At 37.1% G+C, this 15,485-nt stretch carries 11 protein-coding genes; 4 read left to right on the top strand and 7 right to left on the bottom strand.

Annotated elements, in window-relative coordinates:
* Positions 1-108: 108 nt before the first annotated feature.
* Positions 109-990, bottom strand: a complete 882-nt coding sequence (locus tag L6W14_RS17010) for an NAD-dependent epimerase/dehydratase family protein (protein ID WP_066037564.1) — start codon at positions 988-990, stop codon at positions 109-111.
* A gap of 135 nt (positions 991-1,125) precedes the next feature.
* Positions 1,126-4,158, bottom strand: a complete 3,033-nt coding sequence (locus tag L6W14_RS17005) for a transglycosylase domain-containing protein (RefSeq protein WP_237898471.1) — start codon at positions 4,156-4,158, stop codon at positions 1,126-1,128.
* 394 nt (positions 4,159-4,552) lie between these two features.
* Between L6W14_RS17005 and tyrS the strand changes: the two genes are divergently transcribed.
* Positions 4,553-5,821, top strand: a complete 1,269-nt coding sequence (gene tyrS / locus L6W14_RS17000; protein ID WP_237898470.1) for a tyrosine--tRNA ligase — start codon at positions 4,553-4,555, stop codon at positions 5,819-5,821.
* 47 nt (positions 5,822-5,868) lie between these two features.
* On the opposite strand, the gene L6W14_RS16995 is transcribed toward tyrS, so the two are convergent.
* Together L6W14_RS16995 and L6W14_RS16990 are read right to left on the bottom strand one after the other, a co-directional pair.
* A complete protein-coding gene (locus L6W14_RS16995; RefSeq protein WP_131521322.1) occupies positions 5,869-6,672 on the bottom strand; it encodes a cobalamin-binding protein in 804 nt (267 codons plus the stop codon).
* Positions 6,673-6,811: 139 nt separating this feature from the next.
* Complete coding sequence (locus tag L6W14_RS16990) at positions 6,812-8,017, bottom strand: iron-containing alcohol dehydrogenase (protein ID WP_237898465.1); 1,206 nt, start codon at positions 8,015-8,017, stop codon at positions 6,812-6,814.
* Positions 8,018-8,943: 926 nt separating this feature from the next.
* Here L6W14_RS16990 and L6W14_RS16985 point away from each other — a divergent pair.
* Entirely contained in the window at positions 8,944-9,531 is a 588-nt protein-coding gene (locus L6W14_RS16985; protein ID WP_237898463.1) for a TetR/AcrR family transcriptional regulator, read from the top strand.
* A gap of 2 nt (positions 9,532-9,533) precedes the next feature.
* Entirely contained in the window at positions 9,534-10,394 is an 861-nt protein-coding gene (locus tag L6W14_RS16980) for a CPBP family intramembrane glutamic endopeptidase (RefSeq protein ID WP_131521324.1), read from the top strand.
* A gap of 700 nt (positions 10,395-11,094) precedes the next feature.
* Here the strand turns inward: L6W14_RS16980 and rpsD are convergent.
* Positions 11,095-11,697, bottom strand: a complete 603-nt coding sequence (gene rpsD, locus L6W14_RS16975) for a 30S ribosomal protein S4 (protein ID WP_016991579.1) — start codon at positions 11,695-11,697, stop codon at positions 11,095-11,097.
* 468 nt (positions 11,698-12,165) lie between these two features.
* On the opposite strand from rpsD, the gene L6W14_RS16970 reads away from it, so the two are divergent.
* Complete coding sequence (locus tag L6W14_RS16970) at positions 12,166-14,049, top strand: sensor domain-containing diguanylate cyclase (protein ID WP_237898461.1); 1,884 nt, start codon at positions 12,166-12,168, stop codon at positions 14,047-14,049.
* Between the two features lie 89 nt (positions 14,050-14,138).
* Here L6W14_RS16970 and L6W14_RS16965 read toward each other — a convergent pair whose 3' ends face one another.
* Positions 14,139-14,618 carry a GAF domain-containing protein gene (locus L6W14_RS16965; protein WP_131521326.1) on the bottom strand — a complete coding sequence of 160 codons (480 nt, stop codon included), beginning with the start codon at positions 14,616-14,618 and terminating at the stop codon, positions 14,139-14,141.
* A 25-nt stretch (positions 14,619-14,643) separates the two neighbouring features.
* Positions 14,644-15,438: a histidinol-phosphatase HisJ gene (hisJ, locus tag L6W14_RS16960; protein ID WP_131521327.1), complete on the bottom strand. Its 795-nt coding sequence runs from the start codon at positions 15,436-15,438 to the stop codon at positions 14,644-14,646.
* Positions 15,439-15,485 lie beyond the last annotated feature (47 nt).

The raw sequence follows: 15,485 nt of genomic DNA, 5'->3' as shown, positions 1-15,485 counted from the left end.
AATACACTTTCGTTCAGCAGAAAGTGAGGCATTAGCGGCAAAAATGACTAGACATTAGGATGAACAAAGAATCTGCTAGATATTAGCAGATTCTTTGCGCTATAAATGCTATTGTAGTTGTTTTACTAATGTTGTCACTAATTTTGGTAACCAATCTTCAAGCTGACTAAACGTAAATCCTGCCTTCTCAGCCTTAGCATTGGACATATACCAATCAGCAGGCACTCCATAAGGAGACTGTGATTCCTCATCACCACCAATGAGGGAAATTTTTGCGCGCTGACCACTTGCTTCTTCAATTAGAGCAATTAGATCTTTGAGAGATATGGCCCCTGATGCGGTAGCGTTGTATGGTCCCTCAATAGGAGTAACACCCGCAAAGTATAAAAATTCAGCAGCTTCCTCATCTGTAATATAACTCATCTTTGCATCAATGTTCGGTAAAGTAATCGGCTGATTCTGTAAAATATGTTCAACGTGAAAATGTAAACGTCGAGTATAATCATCTTCGCCCATCACAATTGGGAAACGTACAGCTACGACTGGGAATGAAGCTTCTTTGAATAAGACTGCCTCCGCTTGTCGTTTTCCTTCTCCATAAGAAAATTCCTCTTGATGTCCCATACGAATTTGATACTGGTATGGATCAAAGTCTTCTTCCTTTTTCATCTTACCATCTACCTCATATGTTGAAAGAGTAGAAGTAAAGACGAGCTTTTTCGTTTTTCCCTTTAATATCTCGCAAATCGCTTGTGCCTCGTTGGGCGAATAGCAAATATTATCATAGACAATGTCCCATGTTGTATTGGCTAGTGCCTGCTCTAAAGCATCACGATCATTACGATTTACTACTAATTGCTTAACATGTGTACCAAAGGGATTGCCACTTTGACCACGTGTTAAAATCGTTACATTATGTCCATTTTGAATACAAAGATCAACTAGCTTTTTTCCAAAAAAACGTGTGCCTCCTAAAATCAATATGTTCATATATTTTCACCCCTTCAAAATAGTAGTCCTCTTAATAATGACAAAAAAACAGACTTACTACAATTCATAAGGAATATGCAGTAAGTCTGTTTAATTGATTATCTAATACAAATGCTTTTGCTAAGGCAAAATGGATTAGCGCCTTGACGTTTCAGTTGGAGTAGTGGTATTACCATTGTCTCCTCCGTTTGTGCCATCTCCGGGGTTATCAGTTCCATCGCCATTGCTTCCATCGCCATCCCCGTTATTGGAGCCATTGCCATTGTTACCAGAACCATCCCCGTTATTGGAGCCATTGCCGTTATTACCAGACCCGTTCCCGTTATTGGAGCCATTGCCGTTACTACCCGAACCATTACCATTGCCATTAGTAGGTGGCGTTGTAGGTGGTATTGGTTCTTGGTCGTTTTCCTCAGGGTCAGGTTCATTTTCACTACCGCCAGTAGACACAACATTGGAGTGTGGTGATGTTAAACCTGTAATATCTACAGCGACCACTACATAAGCTTGTCCACTAGCAACCGTAATGCTTTGTGTTGACTCTAGTACGGACGTTACAAGTGTATTACCGCCATTCGTAACGTTGTAGATACGATAACCAACAACATCATTCGATGACTCTGACCATGATAATGTAGAGCCATTTACTGAAGCTGAAACAGCTGCTGGAGGGTTACCATCCGCTGGGAAATCAACTGCTGATACAGATGAATTCGACAATGTAGAATTCTTTGGTAACAGACTAGCAGGGTTCCCGCCAAGTCTACCTAACATTCGTTTAATAAAGTCTTGATTAATGCCTGCGCCACCTGCTTTTACAAACTCTGCTGGTGTATTTGGCAACGCATTATAAGTTTTTCCTTTAATCGTCACAACACTTGAAGAGGCTAAGCTATCATCAGGTTGTGATGGTAAAAATACTTTCGCATTAAATAAATCTGAGCGTACAAGACCTGCGCTAGCACAAGCTGCAGAAGGGGCCATGCCGGAAATGCCACAGAATGACGCAGTCACAACATTTTTAGGCGCCTTAAAACTTGTTGGTGGGTCGATTAGCTGAGGATCCGCATCGTAAACGGCATTCATTAAAGTACCCCATAGCTTATTCACCCGAACGCTTGGCTGTAAATAGGTGTTGTTAAATGCATAAAGTGTACGAGGTTGATCGTAACCCATCCAAACACCAAGAGATACATTAGGGTTATAACCAACTAACCAAACATCTTTATATTCTTGAGAAGTCCCTGTTTTTGCAGCGAAATCAGAAGAGAATTTTAATGTATTTCGTGCCATTGTCCCTGTTCCTTTAGTGAGAACATCACGTAACATATCTGTCACGATATAAGATGTTTCAGGGCTAAATACTTGAACAGGTTCTACTTCATGTTGGTAAACAATATTTCCTTCTTGGTCTTCAATTCGATCAATCATATAAGCGTCAATGAATTGGCCACCATTTGCAAAGGTAGCAAAGGCATTTGTATTTTCTTCAACAGTAGTTCCTTCGCTTAAAGCACCGATCCCAGTTGCTAGGTTAGTAAAATCATCAGGATGTAATTTTGAGAATCCCATTTTTACTAATAAATCTGCAGGGCGTCTACTAATAATATCATTATATAAACGTAGTGCTGAAATGTTTTGAGAATCTGCTAAAGCTTCACGTGCTGGGATAAGACCTCGCTCATCACTCGTAATATAGTTACTTGGACTCCAAGAACCGATTGAGAATTTCACGTCAACTAATGGGCTACCCGCACCGATTACGCCATACTCAATGGCAGGTCCATAAACAAGTAATGGTTTCATTGTAGAACCGTTAGAACGATAAGCTTGTGTTGCATGGTTTACTTGAGTGGTTTTAAAGTCTCGACCTCCGACAAAGCTTAAAATGCGACCTGTCGTATTTTCTATTAAAATACTACCTACTTGTACTGGCATCTCAATATCAATTTCTTCACCAGTAACAGGGTCTTTCCCTTTACCAGTATACGTATGACCATAATACTGGAAGTCTTTTGCTGCTTTTTGCATCGCATCATACATATCTTTATTAATGGTTGAATAAATACGATAGCCTTTTGAACGAACATCACGATCTGCTAAAATTGTATATTTATCCTTTAATTTTTTTTCTGACTTTAAGCGCTCTGGGTCAACCCCATCATCTTTTGCTAGTTTTTCAGCAATAATATCTTTTGCACGAGCTTCAAGCTCATAAGTCAACCAAGGATAACGATCTTCCGCGCGCATTTCTGGTCCACGGAAATCGGCAGCAATATTATAGTTTAACGCTTCATTATACTGTGCATCATCAATATAACCAGCTTCTTTCATACGATAAAGTACTGTTTTCATACGATCAATACCAGGTTTCAAAGCTTCTTCACTTTTCAGTTCACCTGTATTTGTAAAAGGTGTATAAGCAAATGGTGCCTGTGGTATACCAGCTATGTACGCAGCTTGAGGAAGAGACAATTCTTTTGCTTTTACGCCAAAAATTCCTTCCGCAGCTGTTTCAACACCTGCAATATTTCGTCCTGAAGAGTTACGACCATAGGGAATGATATTTAAATAAGCCTCTAATATTTCTTCCTTCGTCATAAAATGTTCTAAACGCATCGCCAGTAAAATTTCCTTAGCTTTACGCTCGTATGATACTTCATTAGTTAGTACTTGGTTTTTAATAAGTTGCTGGGTAAGTGTAGAACCACCTGTCTGCGTTGCAGAGTTTGTGACATCTTGTAATAACCCACGAATAACCGCTTTAGGAACAATTCCGTTATGCTCTCGGAAATATTCATCTTCTGTTGCCAGAACAGCATTCACGACCTCTGGTGCAACATTGCTAAGCGAAGTTTCACGTCGATCTAAATCTGTTCTTAATTTCCCAATATAAATCTCGTTGGCAAAATAAATCTCACTGGTTTCTTCATAGCTAAAAATCTGATCCCTTAACTCTTGTTTTGAGCGTAACGGTTCTTCTTTTACAAGAGAAGCAAAATAACCAGCACCAACTGAACCGACAAATACAGTGCCAACCAATGCAAAGACTAAAAATAGTAAAAATAAGTTCCAGGTAACACTACCTGAAATACGTAATTTCTTCATCCATTTTTGTTCAAGTAATTCATCGATCTTTGCATTGATTTTTTCAATCCAATCTTTCAATGTATCGACCTCCTAAAATCTTGTCTATTATAGCACATATTGTTTTAGCACGAACATAGTTATTGACTTTGAAAAAGAATCGTATAGAATTATGTTTATAGTTTTCTGGTGATGAAGAGTTTGCAGTAGTGTCTATATTCCCTGTTTAGAGAGCCAGTGGTTGGTGAAAGCTGGTCATAATGTAGAGACGAATTACGTGCTTGGAGCTTAGACGTGCGCGCCTGCGATAAAGGCGGCTGAATGAAGTGGAAGGTGGATGACATCTTCAAGCTGGGTGGTACCGCGTTAGTTTGTAACTTAACGTCCCTGCATGCAATTGTTTGCGTGTAGGGACTTTTTTTATTTAAACATGTCCATGCACGTAACGAATTTAACCATTTTAGGAGGAATGAACATGACAAACGAATTATTACAAGATTTAGAATGGCGTGGTTTGCTATACCAACAAACAGATGCTGATGGCATGGCAAAATTATTAGAAGAACAATCCGTATCTTTATACTGTGGGGTAGATCCAACAGCTGACTCCATGCATATTGGACATATTGTTCCATTGTTAACACTTCGTCGATTCCAAAAAGCGGGCCACCGCCCAATTTTACTTGTTGGTGGTGCGACAGGGATGATCGGTGACCCATCTGGCCGTTCAGAAGAGCGCCAATTACAAACAGTAGAGCAGATCGATAAAAACGTTCAAGGAATCCGTCGTCAATTAGAACGTATTTTCGAATTTGCGGAAGATGGCAATGGTGCTCAGCTTGTGAACAATCGTGACTGGATTGGTAATATCAATACAATTGAATTTTTACGTGATTATGGGAAACTAATTAACGTAAACTACATGTTAGCAAAGGATACGATTGCTTCTCGTCTTGACACAGGAATCTCATTTACAGAGTTTGCCTATACGTTAATTCAAGGTATTGATTACAATCATTTATACAATCACTACAATTGCCGTATTCAAGTAGGTGGCTCTGACCAATGGGGTAATATTACAACCGGGTTAGAGGTTATTCGTAAAACACACGAGGAAGAAACGAAAGCCTTTGGAATTACGATTCCATTAGTAACAAAGGCAGATGGCACGAAGTTTGGTAAAACAGCAGGTGGTGCTGTTTGGTTAGATAGTAAGAAAACATCTCCATATGAGTTCTACCAATTCTGGATCAATGCAGCTGATGCAGATGTCATAAAATACTTAAAAATCTTTACGTTCCTATCTCGTGAAGAAATTGAAGCTTTAGCCGTATCTGTAGAGGAGGAGCCACATTTACGTAAGGCACAAAAGGCGCTAGCTGAAGAAATGACTCGTTTAATCCATGGTCAAGAGGCATTAGAGCAAGCCATCCGTATTACAGCTGCTTTATTCTCAGGAAATCTAAAAGCACTTTCAGCTGAAGAAATGAAAGACGCTTTTAAAGATGTTCCTTCTATTGAAATGGCTAAAGAGGATAAAAACATTGTGGATCTACTTGTGGAGGCAGGCATTTCCTCTTCAAAACGTCAAGCACGTGAAGATGTATCAAATGGTGCTATTAGTATAAACGGTGAAAAGGTAACGGATTTAGAATATGTAGTCGATGCGAAGGATCGTTTAGAGGATGCATTTAGTATTGTCCGTCGAGGTAAGAAAAAATATCATATGGTGAAATTTATATAATTTCTATTTGCAAAACCACATCCAAAACACTGGATGTGGTTTTTTAATCATAAGAAACTTGGAGGTTTTATTTGTTCATATTCTTTAGGATGCAGTATTTTTGCAAGCTTTATAGCACCCTCAACAAGTCGTGGAGAAGGGCGACAATACAGCCATTCTTCCATTACATGAAGCTGTTCCGATTGAACGGCATGTAGCTCTTTGGCATATGGACGTTTTAATAAATTAGCAGGCTGGATACGCTCAAATGCGACACCAACCCAAGCCATCATGATATAGTCAGGCTGTCGTTTAACAACATCTGTCCAATCTGTTTGAACACTAGCAAGCTCAACATCTTGAAAAAGATTAATGCCACCAGCAAGAGCGCTAATTTCTGTTAGCCAATTTATTTTCCCAGGAGTGAAAATAGGGTTTGGCCACCATTCCCAATAAAGGGTAGGTTTCTTTGGAATTGTTCGTGCAATGGAATACATTTTTTCGATGGAATGCATGTACTCTTCAGCGATTGTCTTTGCTTGTTCCTCCACTTGACAAGCTTTCCCAAGTGTCAGAAGATCTTGCGCAATTTCTTCTAAGGAGTTTGCATTAAAAATAATATGAGGAATATTTCTTTCTTTTAGTGCCTCAATGTTTTTTTCCATACCCGGTACACTCAAGGAAGCCAGAACAAGATCAGGCTGTAATGCCTCTAATGCCTCCATGTTAATTGATAAATCAGGCCCAAGCTGTGGTAGATTTTTAACTGAGGCTGGCCAATCGGAATAATCATCTACTCCAACGAGCTGGTCTGTCAGCCCTAAATAGGCGACTAATTCTGTATTGCTAGGACAAATTGAAATTAAACGCATATTGTTTTCTCCTATTCTTTTTAAGAAAAGTATAGCGAGAGTTCCCGTGATAGACAATGTGTGTGTATCGAGCCCATAAAAAAGTGGAGAAAACATTTGTTTTCTCCACCCTTTGTATAGGCTTATAGGAAACCGTCGATTAAGAAAGGGCAACTGCCTCGAGTGACTCTTCTTTTTTCACAATAGGACCCATTGCATTTGTGATGATTTGTTTGATATCCTCTAGTGTTGCTTTACGAGGGTTCGTCTCAGCACACACATCTAACAATGCATTTTTTGCTAAGATCTCGATATCCTCATCTTTTGCCCCTAATTCACGGAAGCCGCTAGGGATATTTAAATCTTGAGATAACTTCTCAATAGCTGTAATAGCCTTTTCAGCGGCATCGCGCTTACTTAAACCTTCTACATTTTCTCCTAATAATTCAGCGATACGAGCAAAGCGCTCTGTACGTGCTGTGACATTAAATCGACAAACATGTGGCAATAAAATAGCGTTGCACACGCCATGTGGTAGGTTATAGAAACCACCCAATTGATGAGCAATTGCATGAACATAACCAAGTGATGCATTATTAAAGGCCATTCCCGCTAAAAATTGTGCATATACCATTTGTTCACGGGCTTCTATATCAGCTCCATTTGCATAGGCACGTGGTAGATATTCAGGGATTAGTTGAAGTACCTTTTCAGCACATGCGTCCGTGATTGGTGTAGCATTCGTAGAAACGAATGATTCAATAGCATGTGTTAATGCATCAACCCCAGTAGCCGCCGTAAGAGCAGGAGGTAAACCAATCATTAATTCAGGATCGTTTATAGAAAGTAACGGTGTCACATGCTTATCAACAATGGCCATTTTTACTTTGCGTGCTGTATCCGTGATAATAGTGAAACGAGTCATTTCACTGGCAGTACCAGCAGTTGTATTAATTGCAATTAATGGCACAAGTGGATTTTGTGATTTATCAACGCCTTCATAATCATGAATACGTCCACCATTCGAAGCAATAAGTCCGATACCTTTTGCTGCATCGTGTGCGCTGCCTCCTCCAAGAGAAACAATAGAATCGCAGTTTTCCGCATGATACACGGAAATGCCATCTTCAATGTTTTGATCTGTTGGATTTGGTTCTGCTTTCGGGAAAATTGCTACATCAATTCCAGCAGCTGTAATGATGTTAGCAATTTGTTCTGAGAGACCTAATTTGTGTAGACCCTCATCTGTTACGATTAATGTCTTTTTCACTTCTAAATCATTTAAGCGTTTACCAACTTCTTGAATTGCTCCAGGTCCAAATAAGTTTGTTTTCGGCATAATAAATTGCTTTAGAACGTCTGACATATTTCCAACCCCTTTTAAAAAATTATTATTGCTTGAATGATGGTGAACCACCTTTCGCAATTCATCGTATTCTATTTTTTGTGAAAGTTCAACTCATATTTTTGTTAAAATATTCCCTTTTTACCAAGTTATTATTTTACAAAAAAGATGAACCTTTTTATTGATGGCTGTACGATTGGATTGCCTAGGAATATTGATTTTAATACACTTTTTAAATGTTTTTTTATAAAAGTAAAATATATTTTTTAGGAATTGGTTCTAAAATCAAGCTGGAATACATAGTAAATAACTGATATTTTATATTGATTATAATGATAGTGTTTAAGTTGTTTTTCCCTATGCAATTACTATTTTAATGTACATAAAATTGTCATTATTTAGATGAATTAATGGTTATTTTTTGAGCTTTGAAAGTTGTAGTCAATGCAAGTAGTAAATAAAGAACAATTGTATAGAGGAATAATCCACATATATATAATTGCTGTTGTATTTGTGTGAATAGGGGGATTTCCACTATGAGCGTTGATATGGTACTCCTGTTGTTTAAAGCCAAACCAAATACCTGTTAATAGGAGAATCCATAATATAACCGCAAATAGCGTCTTTTTATGGAAAATGAGCCGCATTAGATTTTCTCTGAAAAGCGTTGAAAAAGTGCAGGGATGTTCAAAAGGTTTATTCCTATCAAATGGAACAATGAAAAATGTTATTAGTCCACTTAAATTAAGATCAGCATAACTAATTCATCAAGCTTCATATTATCCTCCTCTTACTTTGAATATTTCCTACATTTGACTTATTCCAAACAGAAAAGTTCCATTAGCTTCTTAAAAAATTTTACGTTTAGTAGGTATTTTTGCAGGGATTTTTAAATATTCATTGAATATTATTTCAATGAATATATTTTTAATGAAGGGGTGCTTACAATGTCATTACGACATGAACAAAAGGAGCAACGAAAGGCCGTTATTTTAACATCTGCACTGGATTTGTTTATACGGAAGGGATATGGGGAAACAAAGGTTGCCGATATTGCCAAAGCTGCTGATATGAGTATGGGATTGCTTTTTCATTATTTCGACTCAAAGGAAAAACTTTATGAAGAGCTTATTCGAATAGGCTGTGAACGACTTAAAATGGATTTTCACTTTACTGATGAATCACCATTGGACACGTTTAAGGTAGTTGTTGAGGAGTTATTTAATATGATTTGTACAAATCCATCTGCTGCAAAAATGTTTGTATTGATGGAAAATGCCCAGCATCTTGAACATTTGTCAGAGGATTTAAAAGAAATGCTTGCTGAAGCAGACAAATTAATAAAAAGGAGTATCCCTTTAATTGAAAAGGGACAATTGCTAGGTGAAATCAGGCAAGGGAATCCAGAAGCCCTTGCAGTGTCATTTTGGTGTTCTATACAAGGAATTGCTCAATATATTGCGCTACATCCAGAAACACCTTGTCCTAATATTATGTGGATTCTTTCGATACTTGAAAACAAGGAGGTTAATTGAAGATGAAAACATCCCGGAGAAACATAATGATCTTTATTGTTGTTGTGTTACTGTGTGGTTGGTTTGGTGTGTTAGTGGATAAATTGATTCCAGAGCAGCCTCAGGGAGATACTCTTGGTATGGGAATTTGGCTCATATCTCCGCTGCTTGCAACCATCCTGTTACGTTCCTTCGCAGGAGATGGTTGGCGGGATATAGGTTTATTGCCTAATTTTAAGGGCAATTTAAAATGGTATGTCATTGCACTTTTCATTTATCCAGCAGTCACAACTTTAGTACTTTTAATTAGCTATGTTTTCAACTGGATGGACTTTTCAGCCTTTAATCTAAGCACTGTATTATCTGTGTTTTTTAGTGGATTACTTATTCAATTCGTTAAAAACTTTTTCGAGGAATCCGTATGGAGAGGTTATCTGACAAGTAAGCTTTCAAATTTAAAGTTGGATGATTTTTGGCTCTATCTAATTGTTGGTGGTGTTTGGGGTACATGGCATATCCCGTACTTTCTTGTGTTTTTATCAGAGAGTGATATCATCAGTGTACTTCCTGTCAATAGATGGCTATTTACAATAATAGGTATCGTCACGATGATTTGCTGGACAGTGATGTACACAGAAATTTACTTAATGACAAGGAGTATATGGCCGCTTGTCCTTATGCATATGACTGAGGATGCACTTGTTAATCCACTTATTCTCGATGGCTATATCAAACTTGCTCAGGGAAAAGAATTTCTCGTTTCCCCATCTGCAGGGATTTTAACTACTTGTCTATATCTCGTAGTTGGATGGTTATTGCGGGTGAAACGGAAAAAAATGAGGAGCGGGTATGGAGTAAAATCTACGGTAATAGGTAATGATTAATTTTCAAAACAGTAATTAATTAAATCACTTATAATACACATTGATGTTGTGATGAGCAAAAAACTAAATAAGCAATAAAAGCCCAAAATAAATTTTTGAACTGCATCTCGAAAGTTTTACATCTAAGATGCAGTTCAAAGGTAAAAGTTGGTTATAATGGTACAGTTCAAGATACAGCACCACTTGCGATTACTACACTTAGTGTAGAATTAGTTGAGTAATTTCTAAAAATAATAGTTGTATATAGTGTTGCTCTTTGAATAAAAGGACCACTCCTGATGGATGGGGAAAGAGGGAATGAATTGAAAACACCATACCATCTATTGAAACTCAACAACGTATGCATGCTTTCTTTATGAAAACGTATGCTCCACGTATCTATAAAAACAACTAGAAGAAGAGCAAAAACGTAAAGAAATGGAATCTCAAAACAAGATACGAATAAAGAAAAGTAATAAAAATTAACACTTGCTACGGCAGGTGTTTTTTGGGGGAGGCAAAATAAAAAAGGAATAGGATATTATTCCTAACCTACTTGAACATCTTTACAAATATGCCCACCAAAAACATTAATAATTAGCCCCAAATATAATAATTAATACATGATTGAGCATGGTTGATAAAAAGCAAAAACCCTAGAGAGCCTTGATATAAAAGGCTTTCTAGGGTTTTCTAAACTACTCTTTGCAGAGCAATTTAATTAACGAGAGTAGAACTCTACGATGAATGCTTCGTTGATTTCAGCTGATAATTCAGAACGCTCTGGAAGGCGAGTGAATGTACCTTCTTTTTTGTCAGCATCGAATGTTAAGTAGTCAGGTACGAAGTTGTTTACTTCAATTGCTTCTACTACTACAGCAAGGTTTTGAGATTTTTCACGAAGAGAAATCGTTTGACCTGGTTTTACGCTGTATGATGGGATATCAACGCGTTTGCCATCTACTAAGATGTGACCATGGTTAACTAATTGACGAGCTCCACGACGAGTACGAGCTAAACCTAAACGGTAAACTAAGTTGTCAAGGCGAGTTTCAAGAAGGATCATGAAGTTTTCACCGTGAACACCTTTCATTTTACCAGCGCGGTTAAATAGAGTACGGAATTGACGTTCGTTCATACCATACATATGACGAAGTTTTTGTTTTTCTTGAAGTTGTAAACCGTATTCTGATAATTTTTTACGTTGGTTTGGACCGTGTTGTCCTGGTGCGTAAGGACGTTTTTCGATTTCTTTACCTGTACCGCTTAGTGAGATACCAAGACGACGTGATAATTTCCAAGATGGACCTGTATAACGAGACATATTGTTGTCTCCTCCTTTAAATTTGGTTTTTTTGTTGTAAAACAAAAACCAGTAGTACCCGTTCTTACACGCATTTTATTTTCATGTACTTTCGCCTATGCAGCCGTTAGGTTACACAATACACCATCTAATTTTCATTACTGATCATCTAAGTAGTTGTACATCAGAAAATAGAGGAATAAAATACAATCATAAGCTTATACCACTGCTGCGTTTATTTTACACAACCTCCATTGTAACTGCTTAGGACAAGGACGTCAATTATTAGCTAGTAAAAAAATATAAAAGAACATAGTAGGAAATTCCTCACTACCTATTTTAAATAATATGGAAATAGTTAATGATACGCTGTGTTATGTAAATTGTAAAAGTAAGGGATAATTACATAGTCAAAATGACACAAATTATGTATAATATATTATAAGTTAATAGTAATTGATTTGGACGTTATATAGAAAAGGTGATTTCATGACAGACCATTTACAAACGCTAAAATATATAAAATCTGATGTTTTGAGCTTTTGGGTGAGTTCTTATGAAGAACAAACTAGTTTTAATGGGTATTTTTGTTCATTGAAACAGTTTCTAAAGAAGCGCTTGAAAATTGATAATGCTGCTTTTCTTAGTTTTGAAGGTAATTCTTTAATCCCAATCGAAGAAATGGCTTCATTAACAATAGAAACAAAGCTAAATGCTGTGTCATGGCTGATGATCGAAGCTAGTTTTTATCAACAAAAAGTAGTGAAAATTCCTTATATTTTGAAAGCAAGACAGGCCTATTCAATGATGACAGATATGGTGCTTTTCCAAGCAGAGGGCAAAAATCCCATTGGTATATTACTTGTGGAGGCAACAGAGTCTTGGACAGACTTTATGACCTCGGAGTATGGTGAAGAGTGTATAGAAATACTTTCAAAGGTTCTTCAAATGATTAGAGACAATTTAGATGTCAAAATGAATGAAGACCAATATAGAAAACTATATAACATGACTGATTTGTTTCATTCAACAATGGATATTGATTTAATTTTAGAAAATGTATTAAAAAATATACGGGATAATTTTCCAGAGTTTAATGTGGAGCTTATTTTATCGAATGATCAAGATCGACACACGACCATCGATATTAAGCTTTTTGATTATTTATCAGAAAGACCTGCTACAATTGAAGCCTTTGTATCAGGAGAGTTAACGACAGAGTTAGCGAGCGATTTAAATTGTCGGTTGTTAAATGCACCGATTAAGGGCAGGCAAGCTATTTATGGCATCTTGCAAGTAAGTGCTCCCACCACTTATCTTTTTTCAACAACCGAAAAAGATTTTGTACGGATGCTGGCACAAGCTTCAGGAAATGCACTTGAAAATGCAAAATTATATCATCAATCGCATCGCCTCGTAAGTGACTTACAACTCATCAATGAAACTTCGCATCGTTTAAATATGCGAATTGACATTCATGAAATGTTACTTTTCCTACAAAAGCAGTTACTGAAATCCTTTCAGCCAATGGAAGTATGTTTCGCATTTAAAAAACACGAGACATTTGAAATAACAGGTGCAAGTACCTCCTTGTTCCATTCAGAAAACGGTCAAAGTTATATAAAACATGTTGAACAACACTTTGCTCAAACGAATGATCCACTATTTGTTGCCGATTTCAGCCGTCTAACTCCTAATCAAATTGAGTATCGCTCTATTATGGCGATTCCTATACTTATGGAGGAAAAGATTAATGGTTTTAGTATCGTCTTACATAAAGAGCCATATTTCTTTTCATTCGATAGTTTCAAATTAATGCAATCTTTAATTCACCATTCATCGTTAGCCATTGCAAACTCAATTTTACGAACACAGCTTCAGGAAATGGTCGATTTGGATCATTTAACGAAACTGTATGCCCGCAGTTACCTCGATCAGTTTGTAGAAAAATCACTTGAATATGATCAATCGGGTATGTTCTTGTTAATTGATATTGATAATTTTAAACGCATTAATGATACGTATGGTCACCAAGTTGGAGATAAAATTCTTGTTCAGATTGCGGTTCAATTAAAAGAGACTATTGGAAGCCGGGGGATTTGTGCAAGATGGGGTGGAGAAGAAATGTCTGTCTATGTCCCCAACATCGATGAAAAAGAAGCTTTGGAATTAGCATCAACCATTGTGGAAGTCATCCCAAATGCCACAGATCCACAAGTAACCATTTCTGCGGGTCTTATAACATGGGATGAGCGAGATCGACCAGCATTCCAATCTGTGTTTTTACATGCAGATACAGCGTTGTATGAAGCAAAAAACAGCGGGAAAAATCGCTTTTGTACTCACAATGGATCGTTCCAAACGAATTCATAGGATTGATAAAGCAAAACGTAAATGGTTGTTTAAATAAATTGCCCTGAAATGACAATATAAAACATTTCAGGGCAATTTTTAATATTGTATTATAAATGATTAAGGAGTGTTTTAACAAAAGCCTCTAGGCCATTACGATCTTGCTCTGAAAATCGATTCACGATAGGGCTATCGATATCTAACACACCAATAATTTCACCTTGCTTTATTAGCGGTATAACAATTTCAGACTGCGATGCAGCATCACAGGCAATATGCCCTGGAAAATCATGTACATCTTTTACAACAACGGTTTCTCTTGTTGCCACAGCTGTACCACAAACACCACGCCCAATAGGAATTCTAACACAGGCAGGAAGACCCTGGAATGGCCCTAACACAAGTTCATTATCCTGCAAGAGATAAAAACCAACCCAGTTAATGTTCGTTAAAAATTGATTTAACAGGGCAGAGGCATTACTTAAATTGGCGATTTGGTTGGTTTCACCAGTTAATAGTGCATCCAATTGTTTTGATAATGTCAGATATTGGTCAGCAATTGATCCTTCGTAATTAATTTGTGTAAACATATTAAGCACCTCGTTTAAAAGTTATTTATATTGGTAATATAACATTATAGTGTTGATGTAAATCTTCTGTGCAATGTGCATCTGAACCAAATACATATGGTAGTTTAATAGTTTGACTATAATTGATAAGAGCAAATGGTGGATAAGGCTCCTGACAATATTGTTTACTTAAACCAGCACTATTTAAATCTAATTCATAGCCCGCGAATTTCATGCTGTCTAATACTTCTTTGATACGTGGGGTGTCATTGATTTTTTCGTTGTGCGCTAGTTGGAATTTATGAATAAGTGATGGGTGCCCAATCCGTTTTGGTTTGTATGGACCAAGATCTGCTCTAATCGATTGTAGGACAGTATCATAATATAAATCATATACCTGTTCAACAGAGCCAACTTTTTTAGAAAAATCAATAAAGCATTCAGAAGAAAAGTCGATACATACAAAGGTATCTTGCCATTTTAAAAAATGGACTGATAAAATAGCGTCATCTAAAAGATGTCCATAGGTATCAAGGAATTGACGAGTTTCTTGTTCGTAGCCTTGGATGTAGTCAACTTCTAGTCCGATGCGGATACGAATATCTTGTGCATACTGTTGTTGCAGATGTTGCAATTCTTCAATGTAAGACATGAGATCATCAGGATTCATGCCACTATCTTGTTGCGGGGTTGGATCGACAAAACTTTTGGGCAATGGGGCGTGTTCTGTAAATGTTATATCTGTGAAATGTTGAGAAATTGCTTTTTCAATATATTGCTTGAATGAGTCCGTAGTGCCATGTGGACAAAAAGGACTATGTATATGCCCATCACGTTTCATAATTTACCACTCCTTTAGCTCTATAGATACGCTATTTAAATATTTCA

This window comes from Lysinibacillus sp. ACHW1.5 (assembly GCF_022014815.1).
GTDB lineage: Bacteria > Bacillota > Bacilli > Bacillales_A > Planococcaceae > Lysinibacillus > Lysinibacillus capsici.
The sequence above is the reverse complement of the archived record's forward strand: the minus strand, read 5'-3'. Positions and strand labels throughout refer to the sequence as shown.